Here is a 25,894-nt window from a genome sequence, read left to right on the forward strand (position 1 = left end):
CACCGACGACACCCGGCAGGGCCACGCGCCCTGCCGGGTGTCGTCCGCTACCGGCGGCGGGGCCTGCCCGGGCGCCGGACGTAGCGGCGGCTGGCCGGGCCGACCAGACGGGGACCGGCGAGCCGACGCTCCAGGCGGCGGGCCTCACGGGAGAGGGGTTGGGCGACGTACTCACCGAGGATCACCCCGGCGGCCAGCGCGAGGGCCACCGAGGCGGCCGTCACCATGGCGAGGATCCCGATGGTGGTGGGGCCGGCGCCGCCCTGGGCGAGCAGCGACAGCCCCCGGTAGATCGACAGACCGGGGAGCATCGGCACCACCGCGGAGACCACGATCACCAGCGGCGGCACCCGCACCGCCCGGGCCACCGGGTAGCCGATGAGCCCCACGGCCAGCGCGGCCAGGGCGGTCGACCAGGCCCCCAGACCGGCCTGGTTCACCACCCGCGAGATCACGATGGCCCCGCCGGCGACGAGGCCGACCGGGACCAGGGCCCGGAGCGGGGCGTAGGAGGCGAAGGCGAACCCGGCCGCGGCCACCACCGCGCCGGCACCCAGCACCGCGAGCCCGCGCAGGGTGTAGACGGCCGGTTCGATCGAGAGGATCTCCACGCCGAGGAAACCCGCCACCGCGAGTCCCCCGCCCACCCCGGCGATGATGCCCGCGGTGGCCAGCAGCGCCTCGATCAGCCGGGCCGCGCTGGTGATGTAGTAGCCGGACAGGGCGTCCTGCAGGGCGCCCATGAAGCCGACGCCGGAGAGCAGCATGATGATGTTCGCGGTCACCACGCGCGAGGGGTCGGACTCGAGCCCGGTGATCATCAGCACCACGGCGACGAGCATGGCCAGCGCGCCACCGGCCACCTGCAGGTAGAAGGCGGGCAGCCGACGGCGGGACAGCACCATCTGCATCCGGTCGATGGCCACCGCCGCCACGAAGGCGCCGCCGATCACCACCGGCGACCCGGCCAGCATCGCCGCCACCCCGGCCGACATGGCACCCCAGCCCAGCGTCACCGCCCAGCGCGGTCGGTCGTGCCCGGTGGAGCGGATCTTGGCCACGGTGGCGCGGGCCCGGGCCAGCGGCACGTCGTCGCGGAGGATCTCGCGGACCAGGTGGTCGACCAGGGTGAGGTCGGCGTAGTCGATGTCGCGCTGCTTCACCTGGCGCAGCAGGACGTGCTGGGCCTCGTCGTCGCTGGCCTGGTAGCTCATCGAGAGCGAGGTGAAGGTGACGTCGATCTCGGGGTTGCGCAGCCCGTAGCGCCGGGCCACCGAGTGCATGGTGGCGGCGACGTCGGCCGCCCCGGCCCCGTTGGACATCATCAGCTCACCGAGGCGCAGGCAGAGGTCGATCGTGTGGGTGATCTCGCGGTCCGTGAGCACGTGTCCCTAGGCTGCCAGAATCCGCTCCCGAGCGCCCCTCGGGCGCGTCGCTCAGGCGGTGGAGGGGCTGCGCACCTCGAGTAGGCCGAGGAAGCGGTCGACGGTCGCCTCGTCCAGACCCTTGACGCCGCGCAGGGCCTCGCGGGCGACCTCCGGTGCGGCGGCCAGGTCGGCGGCGTGGAACACCTGGGCGGTGAGCAGGCTGTCGGCGGCGTCCTGCACCACACAGCTGCGCGGACGTCCGCCCAGGCACGCCTCGTCGGCGAGGACGCGCTTGAAGGCGTAGTCGTCCAGCCCGGAGATGTGGGACAGGTTGTCGGCGGGCTTGCCGTCGCGGTGCCGGTGCCACCGGTCCACCACCACGCGCACGGCCAGCGCGTCGGGTGGCGCCTCGCCCTCGCCCCCGGGCGCGGAGTAGACCGCGCTGATCAGCGCCAGCTCGATCTCGCCGGAGTAGCCCAGCGGGTGCGAGGCCGCGATGGTCTGCGTGCCCGGCACGTCAGCGGCCGGCTTGCGGCGGAGCCTGTCCCACAGCATGCGTGTTCCTCTCGTCATCGTCGACGATCGTGGTGGGCCCAATGTACGCCCTCGCCGGCCAGCTGCACCCGGCCGCCGGGAGACCCCAGCGGTCGACGTCTCGCCGCGACATCGCGGCGGAACGTCGTGTGCCGCGCTCGGCGGGGGCGGCGGGGCCCCGACCGCGCTCGGGGCCTCGTCAGACCGGGGACGCGGTCAGGAGCGCTGGAGGTGGTGGACCAGGAACTCGACGGCGGCCGGGTAGGCGTCCAGGCGGTTGGCGCGCTTGGCCAGCCCGTGGCCCTCGTCGTCGTAGACCTTGAGCTCGTGCGGGATGCCCCGGGCGGCGAGGGCGGCCGCGATCTGCTCGGCCTCGCTCAGCGGGACCCGCGGGTCGTTGGCGCCGTGGATCACGAACAACGGGGCGCGGAGCTGGTCCAGGTAGGTGATCGGCGAGGCACGCTCCAGCAGCTCCCGGTCGTGCTTGAGGCTGCCGTACTCCCGCTCGCGGTAGGCCCGGCGGTAGGCGGAGGTGTTCTCCAGGAAGGTGACCAGCGAGGAGATGCCCACGATGTCCACCCCGGCGGCCCACCGCTCCGGCTGCATCGTCGTCCCGGCCAGCACCATGTAGCCGCCGTAGGAGCCACCCCACAGGGCCGAGCGGTCCGGGTCGAGGCCGAGCTCGGGCAGCCAGTCGTGCAGCGCGGCCAGGTCGGCGACGGAGTCCAGCCGCAGGTCGACGTCGTCCAGGCTGTACCAGCGCTTGCCGTAGCCGGTGGAGCCGCGGACGTTGGGCACCAGCACGGTGAACCCGGTGGCGGCCAGCGCCTGGACCACGGGGTTGAACAACCGGGTGGCCATCGACTCCGGTCCGCCGTGGACCACCAGCACCGAGGCTCCCGCCACCTCCGGCACCTCGCGGGTGGGCCGGTAGACGAAGCACGGCACCTGCTCCCCGTCCGGCGTCGGCACCCGGTGCACGGTGGGGACGACGAGCCGCTCCGCGACGTGCGCGGGGACGTCGCTGGCCACCAGCGGGGTGAGGACGCCGGTGCGGGCGTCGACCGAGGACACCGAGGAGGGCGCCGTCGAGCTGGACACGGTGACCACGAACCGGGAGGCGTCCGAGGCCCAGACGACCTCGGCGGCACCGGGCTGCGGCTGGTCGACCCGGCAGCGCAGGGTCCCGTCGGTCTCGTGCACGGCGAGCTCGAGGGCGCCGTCGACCAGGGTGCCGACGACCATCGCCGACGCGTCCGGCGCCGCCCACAGCTGGAGGTCGTGCTCGTCGTCGGTGACCAGCGGCTCCCAGCTGCCGCCATCCAGCCCGATCCGGAGCACGGCGGTGTGCTCGCGGTCGTGGTTGGAGGCCAGCAGCAGCGCGTCGTCCCCGGCGGTCCAGGCGGCGGAGTGGTGCAGGGCGTGCTCGTCGGGATCGGTGACGGCCCCGTCGCCGACCGCCCGCTCCCCGGCCAGGAACACCAGGCTGGACGCCGGCCGCAGGCTCAGCGCGGTGACCGCGACCGACGTCCGGTCGTGCGAGGCCACGGTCTGGGCGACGTAGCCACCACCGTCGTAGAGGGTGCGCTCCTCGCCGGTGACCAGGTCGCGGACGACGACGTCCATGTCGACGCCGTTGCGCCGGTTGGTGGAGTAGACGAGGGCGTCGGCGGCGACGTCCTGCAGCACGTGCATGTGGGCCGGGTCGCGCACCAGCGGGGTCAGCGCGTCGAGGCCGGCCGGCGCCACGGGCAGCGGGTCGAGGTCGAGCAGGGAGAGCTGCATCAGCTCGTCGCCGCCGGTGTCGTGCTGGACGACCACCTGCCGCCGGCCGGGCAGGTAGCGGCCGGAGCAGCGGGAGGGCAGGTCGGTCAGCGGGGTCCTGGTCCCGTCGGGGCTGATCTCGACCAGCTGGGTGCTGCCCAGCCCGTCGTGACCGGCCAGCACGCGCCCGTCGGCGTCGATGTCGAAGGCCTGCCAGGAGGTCAGCTCGAGCAGCTCGCGGACGACGGTGGTGGCGTCTGGGGTGGAGGGCACCCGGCCACGCTAGCGCGGCCCCGCGGACGTCCCGGTGACCGGATCACCTCCGCCACCACGGCAGCAGCCGGCGTGGACGGCCTCTGGCGCGTCGGTCCGCGGACTGCCATGATTCCACCGTCCGCGCGTCCGGCGCGGGCTCCGAAGTCACCCAGCGGGGGCAGGTGGCCATGCTCGAAGGTCATGCATGCGCGCTCCTCGCGTCCCCGCTCCCCTGCCCACCGTCGACGGCTCCCGCCGGCGTTCGCACACCCGCACGCTGACCGGTCGGACCACCGCCGCCCTGGTGGCCGTGCTGGCCCTGCTGCTGGGACTGCTGGCTCCCGTCCCCGCCTCCGCGGTCGGGGAGCCGGTGCTGATCGACGACTTCAGCGGCGGTGTCCGCGGCACCCGGACCGTCACCCCGCTCGACCCGGACGGCACCACCCCGCTCGGCACCTTCTCCCAGGCCGGCGGGGTGGGCACCATCACCGCCACGGGCACCGGGAACCGGGCGGCGGGCGTCCAGCTGGACTACGCCTTCGGCGCGACCGACCTGCGCTCCGGGCTGAGCAACACCCAGTTCTTCGTCGAGTTCGCCGAGATCACCCGCCTCCCCGACACCGGCGACACCGCGGCCTCGATCAGCATCACGGTCAGCGACGCGGCCGGCGGGTCGAGCAGCTACGGCACCGGGATCGGCAACACCGCCGCCCGCGCCATCGTCCTCAACTTCGACTGCTCGGCCGGCCAGAGCGCCTGCTTCAGCGGGGACGCGAACTTCTCCGCCATCACCGGGGTGCAGCTCCGGGTCGTCTACCCGCGCAACTTCGACAGCACCGGTGGCGTGCTGACCGCCGTGGTGGACCGGATCAGCACCACCCCGACCGGTGGCGTGATCCCGTCTGCGCCCGTCCCGACCCTCACCGGACCGAACGAGCCCTGGGTGCTGGACGAGCCTGCCGTCATCGAGATCGACCTCCTCGTCACCGCCGATGGCGGCCTGGCCGACGTCAGCCGTGAGCCGGGTACCAACGAGGGCCTGCGGCCCAGCGACCTGGTCATCGGCGGGACCGCGCCCGGTCGGGAGAACGTCACCATCAGGGGAGGTGCCAGCAGGGCCACGATCGACATCGTGATCACCGGCCCGGGTGAGCTGACCGTCACCGTCCCGGCCGGGGTGCTCGTCGACGCCTGGGGGCAGCGCAACGTGGCCTCCAACACCTACCGCCTGGAGCTGCGCGAGCCCGAGCCCGCGGACGCCGTCGTGGCGCCCCCGGCGGCGACCCTCGGCGCGGACTACGAGCACGATCTGGACGCCTCCGGCGGTTTCCCTGCGTTCTACAGCTACTCCCTCACGACCGGCGACCTGCCCCCGGGGCTGGAGCTGGGCGACGACGGCGTGATCAGCGGGACCCCCACGACCCCCGGCAGCTACGACGTCACCGTGACCGTGACCAACGCCGGTGAGACCTTCGCGGCGGCGATCACGCTGGTCGTCGGTCAGGCGCCCGCGCTGGACGTCCCCGCCAGCGCCACGGCCACCGTCGGCGAACCCTTCAGCCTCGACGGCGGCGTGGTCGGGTTCCCTGAGCCCGCGGTGGAGGCGGAGGGGCTGCCGGAAGGTCTCTCCCTGACCAGCGACGGGACGACGCTGACCATCAGCGGCACCCCGACCAGCCCGGGCGGTGTCGCCGAGGTGACCCTGACGGCCACCAACGACGAGGGCACCGACGAGGCCACCGTCGAGCTCACCGTCGAGGAGGCGCCGGTCTTCACCAGCGAGGACAGCGCCGAGCTGGAGGTCGGTGAGCCGGCCGAGCTGACCGTCACCACCCGCGGCTTCCCCACCCCGGCGATCACCGCCACCGGACTGCCGGACGGGCTCACCCTGACCGACCTGGACGACGGCACCGCCACCATCACCGGCACCCCTGAGGGTGTGTCCTCCGGCACCGTGACGCTCACCGCCACCTCCGACGTCGGCACCACCACGCAGGAGCTGTCGCTGCTGGTCGCCTCCGACGTGGTCATCACCAGCCCCGGCAGCTACGGGTGGACGCTCGGCGAGCCGGTGCTGGAGTACGCGGTCGCCACCGGTTTCCCGTCGCCGACGGTCACCGTCACCGGTGAGCTGCCCGACGGCGTCGTCGTGGGCACCGACGACCTCGGTCGCACCACCCTCAGCGGCACCCCGACCGAGACCGGCGACTTCGAGGTCGTGGTCACCGCCACCAGCAGCCGCGAGACCGTCGAGCAGACCGTCAGCATCCAGGTCAGCGACGCCCCGGTCGTCACCAGCCCGGACACCGCCACCTTCACCGTCGGCGAGGTCGGGGAGCTCGAGGTGACCACCACCGGGTTCCCGGCGCCGCGGCTCACCCTCCAGGGTGACCTGCCCGAGGGCGTCACCTTCACCGACCAGGGCGACGGGACGGCCACGCTGGCCGGCACCCCGGCCGCCGGCACCGCCGGCAGCTACCCGCTGACCGTCTCCGCCGACAACACCCCGGCCCCCGAGCCGGGCGGGATCGGCGTGCTGGCGGTCGGCGTCACCACCCAGGAGCTCGTGCTCACCGTGGTGCAGCTCCCCGCCTTCACCAGCGCCGACGAGGCCGTGATCACCCTGGGTGACGGGTCGACGCCGACCGCCCTGGTGACGGTGACCGGCTCGCCCGTGCCGACCGTCACCGCGGGTGACCTGCCCGCCGGCGTCACGCTCGGGACGCAGACCGACGGCATCGTGAGGCTGCAGGCGTCCGCTGACACGGTCGGCGGGGTCTACGACATCGACCTGACCGCGACCAGCACCGCCGGGGTGGTGACCCAGGCGCTGCAGCTGACCGTCCGGACGGTGCCGGTCTTCGAGCCCGTTCCCGACGTGGTCGTCGACCTCGGAGAGACGATCGAGCCCGTCACCATCCGGGTGAGCGGGTTCCCGGTGCCCACCATCACCGCAGAGTCCGACCTGGGGGCTCGCGGGCTGGCGTTGACCGACAACGGCGACGGCACGGCGACCCTCACCGGCACCCCGACGTCCTCCGGCAGCTTCTACGTGCAGCTCACCGCCTCCAGCGCCGCCGGCGAGGCGGTCGATGGTGTGTCGGTCACGGTGCGGCAGGAGCCGGGCGTCGAGGCGACCGGTGACATCGTGGTGCCGCTCGGCCAGTCGTTCTTCTTCCAGCCGCCGCCGGTCGAGGTGACAGGCACACCGCCGCCCACCATCACCCTCGAGGGGCTTCCCCCCGGGACGGGCACCTCCGACCTCTTCGGCCCCTGGTTCCTCTTCGGTGCGCCGACCGAGGCGGGCGACTTCACCGTCACGGTGACGGCCACCAACGAGCTGGGCACCGCCAGCGACACCTTCCAGATCCTGGTCACCGACCCGCCCTCCTTCGCCGAGGAGAGCGTGAGCGCCACCTTCGTCGAGGGCACGGCCGGTGAGCTGGACGTCGCGGCCGACGGGTCCCCGCCGCCGTCGCTGACCGTGACCGGTGACCTGCCGGCCGGCATCACCTTCGTCGACGCCGGGGACGGGACCGGCACCTTCGCCGGCACCCCGGAGACCGGCACCGCGGGCAGCTACGAGCTGGAGCTGACCGCCACCAACGACGTGCCACCGCCTACCTTCGTGGGCTTCCCGGGGGAGCTGCTGGTCAACCAGCAGCCCGAGGAGCCCGTGGTCGGGGTGGCTGCCCTGGCCAGCGCCACCCAGCAGGTGACCCTGGAGGTGCTGGCCCCGCCGAGCATCACCAGCCCGGACTCCCTCGAGCTCGTCGTCGGTGAGCCGGTGGAGTTCACCGTGGTCAGCGAGGGCAGCGTCACCGCCGCCCTCACCGTCGGGTCCGGTCTCCCCGAGGGGCTGACCTTCACCGACGAAGGCGACGGCACCGCCACCATCAGTGGCACCCCCACCGGGCCTGTCGGCAGCAGCGAGCTGGTGGTCACCGCCACCGCCTCGACCGGGACGGCGACGCAGACCATCACCGTGCTGGTCCAGCAGCAGCCGGCGTTCACCTCGCCGAACGCGCTGGAGGTCGTGGCCGGTGAGCCGGTCGAGCTCCTCGTGACCACCACCGCGTTCCCAGCGGCCGGCATCAGCGCCGACGACCTGCCCGAGGGTCTGGAGCTGGTCGACCAGGGCGACGGCACCGCGCTGCTGACCGGCACACTGGACGCGCCGGGCAGCTACCCGCTGCTGCTGGTCGCCACCAACGCGGTCGGCACGGCCGAGCAGACCCTCACCGTCGTCGCCGCCGAGCCGGCCCCTGAGCCGACGCCGGAGCCGACGCCCGAGCCGACGCCCGAGCCGACGCCGGAGCCCACGCCCGAGCCGACGCCGGAGCCCCCGGACGGCACGGACGACGAGGACGGGACGGACGACCCCGACGGGGGTGACGACTCCGACGGGGGCGACACCTCCGGCAGCGACACCGCCACGGGCGGGACGGGCGGCGGCACCGACGGCAGCGGTGGTTCGTGGGCAGGCGGGTCCGACGGTGGGTCCTGGCGGACGCCGCTGGCCGACACCGGCGGGCCCGGCGTGGGCCTCGCGGCGCTGGCCCTGCTGTCGACGCTGGCCGGTCTGGGCCTGCTCCGCCGGCGCCGACAGGACTGAACCCGGTACTCCCCACCGGCAGGATGCCGGTGGGGAGGGCCCGGATGGCTCTCGGCCCCGTGACGCAGCGCGTCAGCGGGACCGGAAAAGACGCCCCTGGCCTCGGTGGCGACGTGTCGGGCGACCACCTGGGCCAGCTCGCGGGCTTCCGGGTCGACCTCCGAGGCGGTCTCCGGGCAGCTCGCGGGCGTCCGGGCCGAGGGAGGGGCCACGGGATCCGCAGCGCCAGCACCACGCTGATCACGACCGGGGAGCGTCCCGGGCAGAACCGGACCCTCAGCAGACGCCTCTCGACGATGCTGCAGCGACGCCCGCTAAGCGACCGGTTCTGTACGCCAGCGCGGCACCACGTTGACCACTGGCCCCGAGCGCCCCGGGCAGAACCGGACCCTCAGCAGACACCACTCGACCATGGCCGCGTGACGTCCGCTCAACGACCGGTTCTGCACGCCAGCGCGGCACCACGCTGATCACCGCCCCCCGAGCGTCCCGGGCAGAACCGGACCCTCAGCAGACACCACTCGACCATGGCCGCGTGACGTCCGCTCAGCGACCGGTTCTGCACGCCGGCCCACCCCACCGGCTCGAGACGGTGGACGCACCAGGGGTCACGTGGCATCGGGGCGGTCCGGCCCCGTGACCCCACGCCGCCCGGGCCGCACGTCATCCGGCAGCCGCTGGCCACCAGGCGGCGCCGCCCCAGCCGACCCAGAGGTCAACCGGTCGGTACCGCCCCCGCCGACCCAGACGTCAACCGGTCGGTACCGCGCCAGCCGACCGGGCGTCAGCCGCCGAAGCCGCTGGCCGGCTCGCAGCCGCAGGAGCCGCCCAGCCGCAGGGTGGGGTGGAGGACACGGTGCACGGGCTCGCGCGGGCCGTCCTCGAGCTGGGCCCGCAGGGTCTGGAGGGCCGTCCGGGCCAGGGTGACGACGTCCTGGGCCACCGAGGTGAGCGCGGGCTGGGTGAACCGGCCGGCCGTGGTCCCGTCGAAGGAGACCACGGAGATGTCCTCGGGGACCCGACGGCCCAGCTCGGTCAGCGCCCGCAGCGCGCCGATGCCCTGGGCGTCGCTGGTGGTGAAGATCCCGTCGACCTCGACGCCCTCGGCCAGCAGCGCCAGCATCGCGCGGTAGCCGCCCTCACGGGAGAAGGTCCCGCTCCGGGGCTCGGGGACGGGGCGTCCGGCGGCGGTCAGCGCCCGGCGCCAGCCCTCCTCACGCTGCTTGACGGCCTCGATGTGCGGCGGGCCGGAGAGGCACACCAGGTGCTGCCGGCCGTGTCCCAGCAGGTGGTTCACCGCGAGCTCGGCGGCGGCGGCGTTGTCGATCACCACGGTGGAGAAGGCGTCGGTGCCCGCCGGGGCGCGGTCCAGCAGCACCACCGGGATCCGGGCCCGGGTGATCAGCTCCAGGTCCGGGCGCCCGCCGGCCGAGATCAGCAGCAGCCCGTCCACCTGCCGGTCCAGGAAGGAGCGCAGGTAGCTGCGCTCGCGTTCCGGGTCGTTGTCGGTGGTGCCGATCATCAGCACCTGGTCGGCGGCGAACGCCTCGTCCTCCACGGCCTGGGCCAGCTCGGCGAAGTGCGGGTTCTCGTGGTCGGGCATCAGCATGGCGATGGAGTTCGTCCGGCTCTGGCTGAGCGCCCGCGCGATCCGGTTGGGCCGGTAGCCCAGCTCGTCGATGGCTCCCAGCACCCGGGCGCGGGCGTCCGCCGACACCGGTCGGGGCCCGTCGTTGAGGACGTAGCTCACCAGCGCGGGTGAGACCCCGGCCGCCCGCGCCACGTCGGCCCTGGTCACGGCCACGGCTCAGACCGGTCCTGCGGCGGCGTCGTCCATGGGCGCCATTCTGGCCCCCCGGTGCTGGACGGCCGCGGACCCGGCCGCGACACCGGCCCGGCAGGCCGCCGCGAGGTCCCCGGTGCGGGTCATCTCCACCGTGGCCGCCCCGACGAACGCGTCGCCGGCGCCGCTGGTGTCGACCACTTCCACCTGCGGGGCGGGGACCTCCCCCTGTCCGGCGGCCGAGCCGTGCAGCGCACCGGCCCCGCCCAGGGTGATGATCACCGACCGGGTGTGCGGCACCAGCGCCCGGAGCAGCTCCTCCCCCGCCAGGGTGCGCCCGGTGAGCTCCTGGCCCAGCGCCGCGGCCTCCAGCTCGTTGACCACCAGCGGGTCGCAGCGGGCCAGCACGTCGGCAGGCAGCGAGGTGTAGGGAGCCAGGTTGACCACCAGCCGGGCCCCGACCGCGACGGCGGCCTCGGAGGCGGCCACGATGCACGACGGGGACAGCTCGCCCTGGGTCAGCACCGTGTCCACGGCACCGACCCGGCCGGTGAGCTCACGGACCTGCCGGGGCGTCACCTCCCCGTTCGCGCCGGGCACCACCACGATGGCGTTCTCCCCGCTCGGCTCCACCATCACCACCGCCCGGCCCGAGGAGGTGCCCCGGAGGACGTCGACGGTGTCGGTGCGCACCCCGACCTCGTCGAGGGCGGCGGTGAGCAGCCGGCCCTCGTCGTCGTCGCCGACCGCACCCACCATCCAGCAGGTTCCGCCGGCCAGGGCCACCGCGGCGGCCTGGTTGGCGCCCTTGCCTCCCGGACGGGTGTCGGCGCCGGTGGCCAGCACCGTCTCACCGGGGGCGGGCAGCGTCGCGACCTCGATCTGGAGGTCGGCGTTGAGCGAGCCGACCACCACGACCGTCCCGCTCACTTCTCCCCGCTCCGCGAGACCGACTGCGCGAAGTAGCGCTGCAGGAAGAACAGCAGCAGGGCCGGCACCACCGAGATCAGCAGGGCCCCGCCGAACATCTGCCCGAAGTTGAACTCGGTGTCGGTGTAGGTGCGGGCGATGGCCAGCGGCGCGACCTGCTTGGCCTCGTCGCTGATCACCAGCAGCGGCCACAGGTAGGACGACCACTGGGCGAGGAAGATCAGCAGCGCGGAGTTGATCAGCGTGGTGACGCTGAGCGGCACGTACAGCCGCGTCATCACCCGGAAGTCCGAGGCGCCGTCGATCAGGGCGGCCTCGCGCAGGGAGGCGGGGATGCCGAGGAAGAACTGGCGCATGTTGAAGATGGCCAGGCCGTTGCCGATCCCGGGCAGGATCAGCCCCAGGTAGGTGTTGTTCAGGTTCCAGGCGGTGAAGACCTGCGCCAGCGGGATCGCGATCGCCTCGAAGGGGATCATGAACCCGACCACCAGCATGGCGAAGACGACCTCGCGGCCGCGGAACCGGAGCACGCTCAGCACGTAGGCCGCCGGGACCGACAGCACCAGCCCGATCACCACCGAGCACAGCGCCACCCACAGCGAGTTCGCCATGCTGCGGCCGAAGCGGAGCTCGCCGAAGAGCGCGGCGTAGTTGTCCAGCGTCCAGGTGTCGGGGACCAGGGTGTTCCAGCCGAGCGGGCTGACGCTGGAGATGACCGAGGAACCGGGCCGGAAGGACCCCAGCAGCATCCACACCGTGGGGAGCATGAACGCCAGCGCGACCAGGACGGCCACGGCGGTGAGCAGCACCACCAGCAGGGCGCGTTGCAGCCGGGCAGCGCTGATCGGGGCGGGACGGCCGGTAGTCGGCGTCCCGGACGGGGTGCGTGCCGGGCGGACGGTGGTGGTGGACATCAGTCGCGGTCCCTGAGCAGGCGGAACTGGACGGCCACGATGATGAGCATGACGAGGGTCAGCACCACCGTGGACGTCGCCCCGAGGTTGGGCGAGGAGTAGGTGTAGGTGCGCCGGTAGGCGTCGAACATGAGCAGCGTCGTCGAGCTCTCCGGGCCGCCGTTGGTGAGCAGCTGCAGCGGCACGAACAGGACGAAGTTGGCCACGGTGTCGGCCACCAGCACGAACAGCAGCGGACGGCGCATCATCGGCAGCGTGATCGACCAGAACCGGTGCCAGGCACCGGCTCCGTCCAGCGAGGCCGCCTCGTAGAGGTCGTCGCTGATGTCGTTCAGCCCGGCGATCAGGAACAGCATCCAGTAGCCGATGCCCACCCAGGAGGCGACCACCATGATGCTGGTCAGCGCCTGGGTGGGTGAGGTGAAGAAGGGCTGCGGGCCGATGCCGACCGCGGAGAAGATGCCGTTGACCGGGCCGTCGGGACGCAGCGCAACACCCCAGGCGATGGAGGAGCCCACCAGCGGGATGGTGCAGGGGATGAACACCGCGGTGCGCCACAGCCCCCGGCCGGGCAGCCGCTGGGTGAGCAGCAGGGCGACGAGCATGGCCAGGGCGATCTGCAGCGGGTTGAGCACCAGGTTGAACAGCAGGGTGCGGACCAGGGTGTCGCGGAACATCGGGTCGGAGAACAGGGTGACGTAGTTGGCCAGGCCGGAGAACTCCTCCGTTGCCAGCAGGCCCACCCCGTCGCGGGTGTAGAGGGTGGAGCGGACGGCGCCCAGGAAGGGGACGACCCGCAGCAGCAGGATGGCGAGCACGGCCGGGGTCAGGAAGACCAAGATCGTCCCGAGCCCCCGGCGCCGCCGGCGACCGCTGCGGGTCACCGGGGCGCCGGGCGCCGTCAGGGTGGTCACGAGGTACCCGCGCCGGACCGGGCGGCAGGACCTGCCGGGTGGAGGACCGGGCTCACTGGTACTGCTGCCAGGCGTTCGTCAGCTCCTGCTGTGCCCCGTCGAGGGCCGACTGGGGGTCGGAGCCGTTGGCGATGTCGGAGAACGCGCGGCCGATGATCTCCTCGAACTCGATGTAGCCGACCGTGGAGACGCGGGGCACCGAGGTGTTGGCGGTCTCGAAGGCGACGACCTCGGCCGCCTGCTGGCCACCCTCTGAGGAGGTGAAGATGTCGCTGGCCAGGTAGGACTCCAGCCCCTGCAGGTTGGCGGGCAGCTCGGCGTAGGCGCGGTGCTCGGCGTAGCCGCTCTCCCCCTCCAGGGCGAGCCACTGCAGGAAGATCGCGGCGGCCTCCTTGTTCTGCGAGAACGGGTTCATACCGACCGACCAGGAGCCGTTGGGGGTGGCGGGCTCACCGCCCTCCCAGACCGGGTTGAGGGCCGCGCCCCAGTTCAGGTCGCTCTCGGCGAGCTTCCCGACCATCCAGTTGCCCTGGACCATGTAGGCGGTGTCGCCGGCCAGGAAGGTGGCGTCGGTCTGCTCGGCCGGGACGCCGCGGGGCACGATGCCCTCCTCGAACAGCGAGCCGTAGTAGGCCATCGACTCCACCCAGCCCTCGTTGGCCACATCGGGGGTCAGGTTGTCCTCGCCCGTGGCGCCGATGCCGCCGCCGGCCGAGACCGGGAGGGGCTCGAGCTGGTAGTAGCGGTTGGGCTGACCCAGCAGCAGGCCGTTGTCGGCGTCACCCTCGGCCTGGACCGTGGCGGCGTCCTCCTTCAGCTGCTGCCAGGTGGTCCGCGCGGCCGGGTCGGTCGACGGCGGCTCGACCCCGGCGGCGTCCAGCAGGTCCTTGTTGTAGAAGAGGAGCTGGGTGGAGTTGGACACCGGGAGGGACCAGAGCTTGTCCTGGTAGCTGCTCGCGGCGACGGTCGCCTCCTGCAAGGCGCTGGTGCCCTCGGAGAACTGCGGCGTCAGGTCCTCCAGGTAGCCGCGGGCGGCCAGGGCCGGCACGCGCGGCTGGTCGACCCAGAACAGGTCCGGGTCGCCGGTCTTGCTGGTGATCCGGGAGTCCAGCACGCTGTTGAGGTTGTCGAAGGGCACGAACTGGTAGTTGACGTCGATGGTGGGGTGGTCGGCCTCGAAGGCGGCCACCACGTCGGCCATGCCGTCGGCCTCGGGGTCGAGGATGCCGACCACGTTGATCTCGGCGGTGGGGTCCTCGGCGGGGATGGTCCAGCTGGACTCACCGCCCTCCTCGGCCGGCCCGCCGTCGGTGCTGCCGCCGCCACCGCAGGCGCTGAGGGTCAGGACCGCCGCCAGGGCGAGGCCGAGGCTGGTCGTCGTCGATCGCTTCACGTCACATCTCCATCATCGAGTCGAGGAAGAACCGGTTGAACTGCTCGGCCTGCACGGTCTGGGCGACCAGGGCGTTGGCCGCGGGGGTGGGTCGGGAGGGGTCGGGCAGCCAGTCCCCACCCAGGTAGTCGGTGAGCATGGCGCCACGCAGCCGGTCACCGGTCTCGACCTGGACGTAGGCCTCGCGCCAGGTCAGCAGGTCGGGGTGGGTGACCGCGGCGACGGCGAGCGGGTCGTGCATGGCGCAGGACTCCCCCTCCTCGGGGTGCTGCTGCACGATGTGGTCGATCCAGGCGCTGGTGTACTTGCCGGCGAAGGAGACGAAGGGACGCTCGCTGGCCTCCATCTCCAGCGCCTGCTCCTTGGTGACGCGCACCTTGAGGGTGACGTCCAGCCCCACCCAGCGGGCCACGACGCCGGACCCCAGGACGACCGCTGCCGCCTCGGGATCGCACCACACGTTGTACTCCCCGGGCATCAGCCGGGAGTGGGTGTGCTCGTTGAAGACCCCGCCCATGATGACCAGCGCCTTGAGGTTGCCGGCGAAGGACGGGTCCAGGCGCATGGCCAGGGCCACGTTGGTCAGCGGACCGACGGCCACCAGGGTCATCTCGCCGGGGTTCTGGCGCACCAGCTCCACCATGGCCATCGCCGCGGGTCCGGGGCGCGGCTCGCGCACCTCGACGTCGTCGGGGATCTCCCCCTGCCGGACCGGCGGACGCAGCAGCGGCACCTGGGCGCCCCGGTGGACCGGGACGTCGGGGTGGCCGAGGCGGTTCAGCAGCTCCAGCGTGAGGGCGGTCGCCGTCGCCACGTCGGTGTTGCCGTTGACCGTCGTGACCAGCTCGAGCTGGATCGCGGGGTCGGCCAGGGCCAGGGCCAGCGCGAATCCGTCGTCGATGTCGCTCCCGGGAGCACCCATCGCCAGATCCACATCCAAGATCATTCGTTCCACGGTGGACGCTCCTCAACACGGGTTGACTGCGGTGGAGTTTACACGCGTTGACCGGTGTGGCAAGCAGGTTAGAGCGTGATGTCTCGCGGTGGCTCAGGGACGCACGGGCGCCGTCCGGTGGCGCGGCACCCCGTTGCCGGTTCGGGAACCTGAGAGCCGCAGCGTCGATCCGTCAGGGGACCCGCGGTGGTTGGAGAGGGCAGGCGTACCTCCCGGCGGGCCCCTTTGCGGATCCCCACCCGAGGCGGTGACGCCGAGCAGAACCGGTCACTCAGCCCGACGGCACGCCCAGTACGGCCGGACCGTGCGGCTGGGTGACCGGTTGTGCACGGCACAGCGCTTCCGCAGTCCCGGCGGTGTCGACCCCGCGCCATCGGGCCGGGCGGTGTGGCTGCTTCACCGGACTGCGTGACCGTATAAAGGCCTCCCCTGACCGGGGACGCCGGGCAGAACCGGTCACTCAGCCCGATGGCGTGCCCTATGCGACCGGACCGTGCGGCTGAGTGACCGGTTGTGCACCGGCACAGCTTTTCCGCGGCCCCCGGCCGGGTCGATCCACCACCGGGCCTGCCGGACGACCCCAGCCAACCCACCCGACCTCGCGGCCGTCCAGGAGCTTGCCCTGACCGTGACGCGAGCAGAACCGGTCGCTCAGCCCGACGGCGGGTCCGACAGGGCCGGACCGTGCGGCTGGGTGACCGGTTGTGCAACGCACAGTCCGTCCGTGCCGCCGGTCGGGCGTGCCCCGCACCATCGGGCGTGCCGACGACCCGGCTGCTCCACCCGACCTGATGACCGCAAGGGGGCCTCCCCTGACTGGGACGCCGAGCAGAACCGGTCACTCAGCCTGACGCTGCGGCCGATATGGCCGGACCGTGCGGCTGGGTGACCGGTTCTGCCCGACCGAGCCAGCAGGGCTGCATGAGTAGTGCTGGAACCACACCGGACGCCATGCCGCCCTCCGACTGCGAAGCCGGTGAAGGTCAGAGCTGCTTCGGGGACAGCCCCAGCGGTGGGCCTTTGCTGGCCCACGTGTCCTGGTGGCCTGTTCCCGCCAGCGGGCTCACGCACGGCAGGCCCGCCTCGTAGGCACCTCCCACCGGGCGCACGGGTCCCCCGAGGGGCACCGCCGGCCACCACTGCTGTGCGCGACTCGCCGGGCTGCAGCCCGCGGCGCGTCGAGCAGGCGGCCGGGCACCTGCTCCCCGACGACCACTCGTTGGAGAAGCGAATCGCTAGGGCGCGAACACCTCCAGCTGACGGAGGGTGAGCGGAGCCGTGGGGGTGAGCCGCACGGCGTCCACCGGACCGGCGACCGGGCGGACCCGGAAGACCCGGGTCTGACGGTGGCGCGGGAACTCCTCGCCCTCCCGCTCGTCGACGACGACCCACTCACCCGCGACCCGGTGCTCCAGCCGCCAGGACGCCGTCTGGGCCCGGTCCACCGAGAGGGTGATCAGGTCCCCCACCGCAGTCGGTGCGGTCAGCTCGACGACGACCGGCTGCCCGGCACCGAGGGGGACTGCCGTCGAGGCGGTGTCGTCCACCAGCCCTTCGACGGCCACCTCCGGCTCCCCCGCGGCCCTCGCCTGCCCGGCCGTCGACGGGGCGTCCTGGCGCACGCGGGCCCCGCCGGTGACGTCACGCAGCGGCTCGGTCCAGCCGTGCAGCTCCGACGCCGACACCGGACGGCTGTCCGCGCCCCAGCCGCACGGCGTCGGCGACAGCTCCACCTCGATCTGGGCACCCCGGGCCAGGACGTCGTTCGGCAGCGAGATCGAGTGCCACTCGGCACCGTCCACCCACACCCGGCGGAGGTAGCGGCCACCCTCCTCGGGGTTCAGCACGGTGATGGTCACCGGCTCGCCCTCGACCGGGCGGATCACCGAGCGGGTGACCCGTGGCGGCAGCAGCACCCAGCTCCCGGTGGACGGGACCAGCGGGTACAGCCCCAGGGTGGCGAAGATCCACCAGGCCGACATCTCGCCGTTGTCCTCGTCACCGGGGTAGCCCTGCCCGAGGTCGGAGCCGACGAAGAGCCGCTCCAGCGCCTCCCCGACCACCGCGTGGGCGTCGTCGTGGCGGCCGGTGTGCATCAGCATGAACGGGATGTGGTGGGCCGGCTGGTTGGACAGCGCCAGCATCCCCATCCGGCAGTCCCGGGCCTCGGTCATCTCGTGGATGATCCCGGGGTAGTGGCCGTGGAACTGCAGCGCGCCGGTCTCAGGCCGGGTGAGGATCCGGTCCAGCAGCGCCGACAGGCCCGCCCCGCCGCCGTGCAGGGCGGCCAGCCCGGCGCCGTCGTGGGGCACGGTGACCGCGGTCCCCCAGGCGTTGGTCTCGGTGTAGTCGTGACCCCACTCGTCGGGCTCGAACTCCTCGGCCGGGACCCGCCAGGTGCCGTCGGGGAGCCGTCCGACGAACATGCCGTGGTCGGGGCTGAAGACCTCGCGGTAGAGCAGCGAGCGGCGGGTCAGCCACTCGACCTCGGCCTCCAGCCGCTCGCGCTCGGGGCTGCCCTCGGGGTGCTGCCCGGCCAGCCGGGCGCCGAGCCGGGAGGCGGACCAGTCGTTGAGGGCGGCGTCCAGGGTCCAGGACATGCCCTCCTCGGTGTCGGTGTCGACGAAGCCGCGGAACAGGGCGGGGTGCAGCCCCTTGCGCCCCACCTTCTCGTCCGGGGCGGGCACGCTGGCGCCGACGAGCGCGCTGTCGTAGGCCTGGGCCAGGTCGATGCCGGGGACGTCCTTGACCACCAGGTCGCCGAGCACGGTGTCGCTGGTGGTGCCGGTCATGCAGTCCTCGGCGCCGGGTGCGCTCCAGCGCGGCATCCAACCGGAGTCGAGGTGGTGGGCGACGAAGCCCTGCGCGGCGGCGCCGGCCACCGGCGGGGCGAGCAGCCCGAGCAGCGGCCAGGCGGTGCGGTAGGTGTCCCAGAACCCGTTGGTGGCCGAGTAGTGGCCCTCCCCGGTCTCCGGCCGCTCCCCCAGCTCCTCCGCGCGCAGCGGCTGGTCGAGCACCGAGCCGTAGGGGCTGCGCCAGCGGGTGCCGCCGTCGCGGACCGGCTCGTCCTGGCGGGTGGGGTGCAGGAACAACCGGTACAGCCCGGAGGCGAGCGCCACCTGCTGGTCGTGGCTGGCGCCCTCGACCTCGACGGTGCCGAGCGCCTCGGACCAGCGGCGGGCGCCGTCGGAGAGCAGGGCGTCGACCCCGCCGCAGCGCTCGACGGCGTAGGCGGCGGTGTCGAGGTCGAGGGTGGACAGCCCGACCAGGACGTCCACCGGTGCGCCGTCGGTCGCCTCCACCCGGACGCTGCCGCGGAGCACGTCCCCGGTGGTGCTGAGGTCGTGGTCGAGGGCGCGCTCGATGCGGACGTGGACGTGGTGCGGCGGGGTGCCCGGGGTGTCGTCGAGCAGGCCGCGGACCACCAGGGCGTCGCCGTCGCGCTCGACCGACGCCTCGGTGAAGGTGCCGCGGTGGTCCAGGACGTAGGAGCCGACCCCTCCGGCGAAGGTGCTGCGCACCCCCATCACGCAGTCCCCGGCGGTGAGGGTGACCTCGACGCCGCCGTCGAGCCGCGCGGACCACCGGTGCGGACGGTCCACCTCGTCGGCGTGGTCGAAGGGCAGCGCGCGGACCCGACGGTCGGGGTCGGGGTGCGGCAGCGGGCTGGGCATCACCTGGAAGGCGCCGCGCTCCCCCATCCACGGGCTCGGCAGGTGGGAGGTGGCCAGCGCCTGCAGGGCCGGACGCGGATCGCCGTCACGGCCGTGCTCGTGCCAGCTGTAGACCCACTTCGGGCTGTCGGCGTCGGTGACCGGGGTGGCGAAGAGCCGGCCCTGGGGGACGGCGACCAGCGGTGCGGTGTTGCCGCGGGAGAACCGGCCTGAGGCGTGGGTGCCGCGGGTGGTGCGGACCCGGTCCACCGGGTCGGCCGGGAGCACCGGCGCGGGGCCGATCCCGACGGCGTCGAGGTGGACGACCAGCTCGCGGTCGGGTGAGGCGCGGACGACGAGCTCGGTCGCGGTGACCGTGCGCCCGGCGGCGGGGTCGAGGCGGACGCGTCGCAGGTTCCACTGGTCGACCCAGGTGCGACGGTCGGCGGCCTGGTCGTCGGCGTCGAGGCGGCCGCCGTACTGGTCTGTGACGTCGAGCTCGGACAGCCGGGTGCCGTCGTCGAGGACGAGGTCGAGGGAGGTGGCGGTGCCGTGCCAGAGGACGTCCAGCGCGGGCAGCTCCTCCACGCCCGTGACGCCGTCGGGCAGGCCCTGCGGCAGGACCGCCCAGCGCAGCTCGTCGCCCTGCTCTATCCGGCGGTCCGCGAGCTCGGGCACCGGGACGCGGACCAGGCCCTCCCCGCATGGCACCCGCACCCGCCAGGGGACCGGGCTCACCAGGCCGATCCCGTTGCGGGCGGCGAGGGCGGTGGTAGGTCCGTGTCGGTCGAGCACTGCGTCGGGCACGTGTTTCCTCTCCTGGGCGGGATCGGTCGACCAGTCTGCCGGGTGCCTCCGTCGAGCGGGTGGCAGCCCGCCGTGGGAGGTGCGCGGCGCCCGGTCGTCCCCACGCCTGCCGGGAGTCGGTCGAGGGTCCGCCGTGCACGGCACGAACAGCAGCGGGGCGGCGGCGACGACCTCGACCGGTGACAGGGTGGCTGGGTGAAGATCAACGGCCGTCCGGCCACACCCGCCCAGGCCCGCAGGCTCGGCACTGTCTTCGTCGTCGTGGGTCTGGTGCTCGCCGTGGTGATGTCGGGCGGCGCGGCGGTGGCGCACCTCCTCGGGCCCGACCGGAGCGGCTGGGTGACCACCAACGGCACCGTGACCGGCAACGAGCAGGGCGTGCGCGTCGACGTCGACCGCGGGGGACGCAGGTCCGAGTACCAGCGGCTCGTGACCTGGACCGTCGACGGCCAGGAGCACTCCGCCGCGCTGGGCGCGACCAGCAGCAAGCCGTTCCGGGTGGGCGAGCAGGTCACGGTGTCCTACGACCCAGCCCGACCCGACCGGGCGGAGCTCCAGGGCGGGGCCTCCACGATCACCCTCGTCGTCGGCGGCGCGGGCCTGGCCTTCGGTGCGCTCTTCGCCGGGATCGGCCTGGCCATCCGGCGGAGGGCCGGCTGAGCGGCGCGGACCCCGCAGATCCTGCCTCCGCGATGAGTTCGGTCGACCCCCGTGGTCGGTAGGAAAGAGACCCGGTCAACGAGCAGAGGAGACGACATGACGACGGAACCGATCGCCGCACCGCAGGTGGTGGACCGCGCCGAGCACGAGCGGCGCTGGGAGCAGCAGGTCGCCATCGAGAAGGAGCTGACCCACTTCGGCGACCGGGTCTCCGCCCGCCGACGTCGGCTGCCGATGACCCCGATCGAGGACTACGAGTTCGCAGGGCCGGAGGGACCGGTGAGGCTGTCGGAGCTCTTCGGTGAGCACCAGCAGCTGTGCCTGCAGTTCGTGATGTTCCACCCGGACTGGACCGATGGTTGCCCGAGCTGCACCTGGGCGGTGGACAACCTGCCGCGGAAGCTGGACCTGCTGGATGACAACTCGGTCGCCTTCGCCATGGTGTCCCGCGCCCCGCTGGAGAAGCTGCGGGCCTACCAGGCCAAGCGCGGCTGGGACGACCTGACCTGGGTGTCGTCGGCCGGCACCACCTTCCACACCGACTGGGGCTGGACCACCGACGAGGCGGACCAGCCCGGCTACAGCTACCTGCTCAAGCGGGGCGACGAGCTGTTCCTCACGTACCGCGCGCGGGCCAGGGGCACCGAGGCGATCCTCCCCGTCTCGGCGATCTGGGACCGAGCGGTGTACGGCCGTCAGCAGGACTTCGAGGACAGCCCCGACGGCTGGCCCCAGCACCCCACCTACGGCTGACCCCACCCGTGCGCCGCGCGCACGGCACCGACACCGGAGCACCGGGCAAGACGTGCAGGACCCTGCCCGGTGCCAGGAGTGCCTACTGGCCGGAGGGGGCGGGGGCGTACTCGCCGCGGCGCCCCGTCAGGCCGAGGCGTCGGACGTCGGTCTGCGGGCGGCGCTGTGCCCGCTGCACCACGGGCGCCGCCTCTACCGTCGGGCGCACGCCCTCCACCACCTCCACCATGTCCACCAGCTTGTGCCTCAGCTCCTCGACGACCGGCCTGTGGGCGCCGTCGTCGATCAGGTTCTCCAGCTCGTAGGGGTCGGAGTCGAGGTCGTACAGCTCGACCTCGGTGTAGCGGTCGGCTGCCGGCTGGCCCGTCTCGGGGGCGCTGACGTGGTACTTCCAGCGGCGTGTCCGCAGCGCCCGGCCCACCTCGCTCTCGCTGATCTGGACGAGCACGCTCGCGTCACCGTCGTCGGCGTCCACGACGGGCTGCAGCGGCTGGCCGTCCATACCCTCGGGCGGCTCGAGCCCGGAGGCGGCGTAGAGGGTGGGCACGAGGTCGACCGTGCTGACCGGCGTGCGCACCCGACGGCCGCCGCGGAACCCGGGTCCCTCCACCAGCAGCGGGACGCGGATCGAGCCGTCGTGGGCTGAGCGCTTGTACTCACCGTTGCGGGTCTTGAAGTGCGAGCCGTGGTCGGAGGTGTAGACCAGCACGGTCTCGTCCGCCACCTCCAGGCTCACCAATGCGTCCCGCAACCGGCCCAGGCACTCGTCCAACCGCTTCACCTGCCCGTAGTAGCCGGCCAGGTGCTTGTGCGCCGTCCCGGGGAGAGCAGCCAGGTCCGGCGGCATCCACGCCCCCGTGTAGCAGTCGCGGTACACCTCAGGAGCCGGGTAGGTGTCGAGCTCGTTCTGGTGGTGGGGCTCGATCAGGGAGACGAACAGCATGAACGGACGGTCGTCCTCGGCGCTGAGGAAGCGGATGGCGGCGTCGGTGAGCGCGTCGGCCCGGTACCCGACCAGCTGCACCGGGGCGTCGTCGCCGTCGTAGACGATCGTCTTGTACTCGTCGGAGGTGAACTCGAGCGTGTTGGACCCGAGCCAGTGCTCGTAGCCGTCGCGTTCCTGCGCCGGTACCGGGTTGTGCTCGCTGAGGTGCCACTTGCCGATGTAGCCGGTGCGGTAGCCGGCGTCGCGGAAGACGCGACCGAGGGTGGGTAGGGAAGGGTCCAGCGTCAGCCCGTTGCGGTGCACGCCGGCCCCGGTCGGGTAGCGCCCGGTCTGCAGCGCGGCCCGGGCCGGGGCGCAGACGGGGTTGGGCGTGCAGGCGACCTCGAACATCGTGCCGCGGCGCGACATCTGGTCCAGGTTCGGCGTCAGGCCGGCCGGGTTCCCGGCGGCGCCGAGGGTGTCCCAGCGCTGCTGGTCGGTGAAGAACACCACGACGTTGGGGCGTCGCGCGTCGGGGTTGTGGCTCATGTGGTTCTCCTGGGGGCGGGTGGTCACTTCAGTCCGGACAGCGCGATGCCGCGGACCAGGAACCGCTGGGTGAGGACGAACAGGACGGCGGTGGGCAGGAACAGGATCAGCGCACCGGCGGCGGTCAGGTTCCACTGGGTGAAGTACTCCTGGTTGAACAGGGTCAGCCCGATCGGCATGGTGCGCATCTCGGTGCTGGAGGTGGCGATGAGCGGCCAGAGGAACTCGTTCCACTGGAACACGAAGGAGAACAGCCCGAGCACGGCCAGGGCCGGCTTGAGCTGGGGCAGGATGATCTGCGCGTAGATGCGCAGCTCGGACGCACCGTCCACCCGCGCTGCCTCCATCAGCTCGTTCGGGAGGGGAGCGATGAACTGGCGCATCAGGAAGATCCCGTAGGCGTCGATCAGGAACGGGACGATCAGGCCCTGGTAGGTGTCGATCCAGCCGAGCTGGGAGAAGATCGCGTAGATGGGCAGCATCCTCACGAAGAACGGCACCATCAGCGTCGCCAGGATGGCCACGAACGCGATCCGCTTGCCCGGGAACTCGAACTTCGCGAAGACGTAGCCGACCAGCGGGTCGAACACCAGGTGGGAGATGGTGATGGCCCCGGCCATGATCAGGGAGTTGAGGAAGAACCGCCCGAAGGGAGCCGCGGCGAACAACCGGGTGAAGTTCTCCCACTGGGGCACCGCGGGGATGAGCACCGGGTCGCCGGCGAACGTCTCCGCGTCGGATTGCAGGGCCAGCGACAGCATGTAGAGCAGTGGCAGCACGGTGAGGAGAGCGGTGGCCACCAGCAGCAGGTAGGACGCAGCCCGGTCACCGGGGAACAGCCGTTCGCGGCGGATGACACGGGGCCGGGCGTCAAGCGCCGTCATGGGTGCGTTCTCCGATCTTGAGCTGGACCACCGACAGGACCAGGATCACCACGAGCAGCAGCAACGACAGCGCGGAGGCGTAGCCGAACTGGTTGTCGTTGAAGGCGACCCGGAACACCCGGTGGGCGTAGAGGGACGTGGCGTTGCCCGGGCCGCCGCCGGTGACGATGTACGGCAGCGCGAACTGCTGCAGGGCCCCGATGACCCCGATGATGGAGACGAAGAGGGTGGTGGGGGCCAGCAGCGGCACGGTCAGGTGGACGAAGCGGCGCCACGGGCCGGCACCGTCGATGCGGGCCGCCTCGGTGTAGACCTCGGGGATGCCCTGCAACCCCGCCAGGAACAGCACCATGGTGTAGCCGACGGTCGCCCAGACCTCGATGCCGATGATGGTGCCCAGCGGGTGGGTGCTGAGCCAGGCCTGGCCCGGCAGACCGACGGCGTCCAGCAGCCGGTTCAGGATCCCGATCTGGGGGTCGAGGATGTTGCGCCAGAGCAGGCCGATGATCGAGATCGACGTCAGGTACGGGATCAGGATGATCGCTCGGAAGAGCGTCCGCCCGGGCAGTGCCTGGTTCAGGACCAGCGCCAGCAGCAGCCCGAGCACGATCCCGATCAACAGCGTGCCCGCCGCGAAACCGAGGGTGATGGCGAAGGAGTGCAGCACGTCGGGATCGGTCAGCGCCCGCGTGATGTTGCCCAGGCCGACGAACTCGGCGTTGGTCACCCCGCCGAACAGCGCAGCGTTGAGCTGGGTGCCGATGGGCAGGAAGAACATCAGCGGGAAGAACACCACCGCAGGGGTGAGGAACAGCCACGCAGTGAGCGCCTGCCGGCGCCGCATCGGGGGACGTCGGCCGCCAGGGGGCGGCGGCGGTGGCGCCGCCCGGGGGGAGGGAGCCAACGTGGCGGTCATCCGAGCACCCCACGGGCCTGCTCGCGGAAACGGGCCAGGGTCTCCGGCACCGGCCGGTTCTGGATGATCATGGCCTCGTAGGCGGCCTTGAACAGGTCTGCGACCTGCGTCTGCACGCCGCGGGCGGCCAGCTCGGTGCTCTCGGCCTTGACCAGACCGACGGCGGCCGCGATGGTGCTGAGCACCTCGTCCCCGGCCACCTCTGGCGACTCAGCCCAGCTCTTGCGGGGCATCGACATGCCGGTGGCAGCGGTGGCTGCGAGCTCGGTCTCGACGGCGGTCAGCCGGCCGACCAGCTCCCAGGACAGCTCGGGGTTCCTGGCCTTGGCCGGGATCATCAGCCCCGCCCCGGCCAGGGACGACGCCTGGACGGTGCCGGTCAGCGGCTCCGCCACGCCCAGGTCGATGTCGGGACTGCCCTGGCGGACCGGACCGAGGTCCCACGGACCGGTGAGGAACATCGCCGCCCGACCGGCGGAGAACAGCTTCTGCGGTCCCGAGTAGTCGGTGGTGGCCACCGGTGCCGGGGACACCTCGTCGGTGTGGACGAGGTCCTGCAAGAAGGTGTAGACCTCGGCGGCAGTGTCCTCCGGGACCAGGAACCCGCCGTCGGCGACGGAGGCGTAGGTCACCTCGCGCTGCAGGTACCACGGCGCGCTGTAGCTGTAGTCGGCGTTCATGGCGAACCCCGAGACGTCGTCACGGGTGGTGGCCCGCGCCACCTCGCGGAACTCCTCCCAGGTGGTGGGGGGCCCGGAGAAGCCGGCGTCGGCCAGCTTGGCCTTGTCGTAGAAGAGCAACCCGTTGGCGGTCAGGTGCAGCGGGACGGCGTAGGTACGGCCCTCGTGCTGGCGGGCGCTGATCGACTCGGGCAGGAAGTCGTCGGGGAAGCCGATGGAGGTGTTGGCAGCCAGGTCGTCGAGGGCCATCACGTTGCCCTGGACGCCGTACTGGATGCTGCCGGTGCCCGCCTCCTCGACCAGGTCGGGGACGTTGCCGCCGCGGAAGTCGGCCACCAGCTTGGTCGCCAGGTCGGGCCACTGGAACTTCTGCCAGTTGACCACCAGGTCGTGGTCCTTGCCGAACTGGTCGATGACCTGCTGGTAGGCGTCGTAGGCGTGCCCGGCGTTCCAGTAGACGGTGAAGGTGTTCTCACCGCCCGGCCCACCGGAGTCGGGGGTGACGGGGGCGCAGGCGGCGCCGGTGCCGACGGCACCGAGCACGGTGGTGCCGAGGCCGAGCTTGAGGGCCGTCCGGCGGGACAGGTGGGTGGACAGGCGTGGGTACATCGACGTCTCCTTCGACGGTGCGGATGGTGCTCAG

Annotated in this window: 17 protein-coding genes; 3 read left to right on the forward strand and 14 right to left on the reverse strand. The window is 72.7% G+C overall.

What is annotated here, in order from left to right; translation table 11 throughout:
- Positions 1–47 precede the first annotated feature (47 nt).
- The 3 genes from BLT52_RS02610 to BLT52_RS02620 all read right to left on the reverse strand — a co-directional run bounded on the left by BLT52_RS02610 (position 48) and on the right by BLT52_RS02620 (position 3,938).
- Entirely contained in the window at positions 48–1,385 is a 1,338-nt protein-coding gene (locus tag BLT52_RS02610) for a threonine/serine exporter family protein (RefSeq protein ID WP_231946466.1), read from the reverse strand.
- Positions 1,386–1,436: 51 nt separating this feature from the next.
- A complete protein-coding gene (locus BLT52_RS02615; protein WP_090590359.1) occupies positions 1,437–1,922 on the reverse strand; it encodes a hypothetical protein in 486 nt (161 codons plus the stop codon).
- A gap of 195 nt (positions 1,923–2,117) precedes the next feature.
- Positions 2,118–3,938, reverse strand: a complete 1,821-nt coding sequence (locus BLT52_RS02620; protein WP_090590361.1) for a S9 family peptidase — start codon at positions 3,936–3,938, stop codon at positions 2,118–2,120.
- A gap of 187 nt (positions 3,939–4,125) precedes the next feature.
- Between BLT52_RS02620 and BLT52_RS02625 the strand changes: the two genes are divergently transcribed.
- Entirely contained in the window at positions 4,126–8,535 is a 4,410-nt protein-coding gene (locus BLT52_RS02625) for a putative Ig domain-containing protein (RefSeq protein ID WP_090590364.1), read from the forward strand.
- A 784-nt stretch (positions 8,536–9,319) separates the two neighbouring features.
- On the opposite strand, the gene BLT52_RS02630 is transcribed toward BLT52_RS02625, so the two are convergent.
- From BLT52_RS02630 to BLT52_RS02660, 7 genes are all read right to left on the reverse strand, one after another.
- Positions 9,320–10,333, reverse strand: coding sequence for a LacI family DNA-binding transcriptional regulator (locus tag BLT52_RS02630; RefSeq protein ID WP_172803976.1), 1,014 nt, complete (start codon positions 10,331–10,333; stop codon positions 9,320–9,322).
- Positions 10,334–10,342: 9 nt separating this feature from the next.
- On the reverse strand, positions 10,343–11,248 hold the full coding sequence (locus tag BLT52_RS02635; protein ID WP_090590369.1) for a ribokinase: 906 nt from the start codon (positions 11,246–11,248) through the stop codon (positions 10,343–10,345).
- Entirely contained in the window at positions 11,245–12,162 is a 918-nt protein-coding gene (locus BLT52_RS02640) for a carbohydrate ABC transporter permease (RefSeq protein WP_090590371.1), read from the reverse strand. The genes BLT52_RS02635 and BLT52_RS02640 overlap by 4 nt, the downstream gene beginning before the upstream one ends.
- The gene (locus BLT52_RS02645; RefSeq protein WP_231946468.1) at positions 12,162–13,076 is read right to left on the reverse strand and encodes a carbohydrate ABC transporter permease; all 915 of its coding nucleotides are present in this window, start codon (positions 13,074–13,076) and stop codon (positions 12,162–12,164) included. The genes BLT52_RS02640 and BLT52_RS02645 overlap by 1 nt, the downstream gene beginning before the upstream one ends.
- A gap of 52 nt (positions 13,077–13,128) precedes the next feature.
- Positions 13,129–14,469: a sugar ABC transporter substrate-binding protein gene (locus BLT52_RS02650; RefSeq protein WP_090590373.1), complete on the reverse strand. Its 1,341-nt coding sequence runs from the start codon at positions 14,467–14,469 to the stop codon at positions 13,129–13,131.
- A 1-nt stretch (position 14,470) separates the two neighbouring features.
- Entirely contained in the window at positions 14,471–15,415 is a 945-nt protein-coding gene (locus BLT52_RS02655) for a nucleoside hydrolase (RefSeq protein WP_090590375.1), read from the reverse strand.
- 1,244 nt (positions 15,416–16,659) lie between these two features.
- Positions 16,660–19,884: a GH92 family glycosyl hydrolase gene (locus BLT52_RS02660; protein ID WP_157676933.1), complete on the reverse strand. Its 3,225-nt coding sequence runs from the start codon at positions 19,882–19,884 to the stop codon at positions 16,660–16,662.
- A 195-nt stretch (positions 19,885–20,079) separates the two neighbouring features.
- Here BLT52_RS02660 and BLT52_RS02665 point away from each other — a divergent pair, with 195 nt between their 5' ends.
- Positions 20,080–20,544: a DUF3592 domain-containing protein gene (locus BLT52_RS02665; protein ID WP_090590378.1), complete on the forward strand. Its 465-nt coding sequence runs from the start codon at positions 20,080–20,082 to the stop codon at positions 20,542–20,544.
- Positions 20,545–20,640: 96 nt separating this feature from the next.
- Complete coding sequence (locus BLT52_RS02670) at positions 20,641–21,297, forward strand: DUF899 family protein (protein WP_090590380.1); 657 nt, start codon at positions 20,641–20,643, stop codon at positions 21,295–21,297.
- Positions 21,298–21,379: 82 nt separating this feature from the next.
- Here BLT52_RS02670 and BLT52_RS02675 read toward each other — a convergent pair whose 3' ends face one another.
- Genes BLT52_RS02675 through BLT52_RS02690 form a run of 4 tightly spaced genes read right to left on the reverse strand, consistent with a single transcriptional unit; the run spans position 21,380 to position 25,860 of the window.
- A complete protein-coding gene (locus tag BLT52_RS02675; RefSeq protein WP_090596217.1) occupies positions 21,380–22,771 on the reverse strand; it encodes a sulfatase-like hydrolase/transferase in 1,392 nt (463 codons plus the stop codon).
- A 23-nt stretch (positions 22,772–22,794) separates the two neighbouring features.
- Positions 22,795–23,655: a carbohydrate ABC transporter permease gene (locus BLT52_RS02680; protein ID WP_090590383.1), complete on the reverse strand. Its 861-nt coding sequence runs from the start codon at positions 23,653–23,655 to the stop codon at positions 22,795–22,797.
- Positions 23,642–24,571, reverse strand: coding sequence for a carbohydrate ABC transporter permease (locus BLT52_RS02685; RefSeq protein ID WP_197679163.1), 930 nt, complete (start codon positions 24,569–24,571; stop codon positions 23,642–23,644). The genes BLT52_RS02680 and BLT52_RS02685 overlap by 14 nt, the downstream gene beginning before the upstream one ends.
- On the reverse strand, positions 24,568–25,860 hold the full coding sequence (locus BLT52_RS02690) for an ABC transporter substrate-binding protein (RefSeq protein ID WP_090590387.1): 1,293 nt from the start codon (positions 25,858–25,860) through the stop codon (positions 24,568–24,570). The genes BLT52_RS02685 and BLT52_RS02690 overlap by 4 nt, the downstream gene beginning before the upstream one ends.
- Positions 25,861–25,894 lie beyond the last annotated feature (34 nt).

The sequence above is a fragment of the Auraticoccus monumenti genome (assembly GCF_900101785.1).
Classification (GTDB): Bacteria; Actinomycetota; Actinomycetes; order Propionibacteriales; family Propionibacteriaceae; genus Auraticoccus; species Auraticoccus monumenti.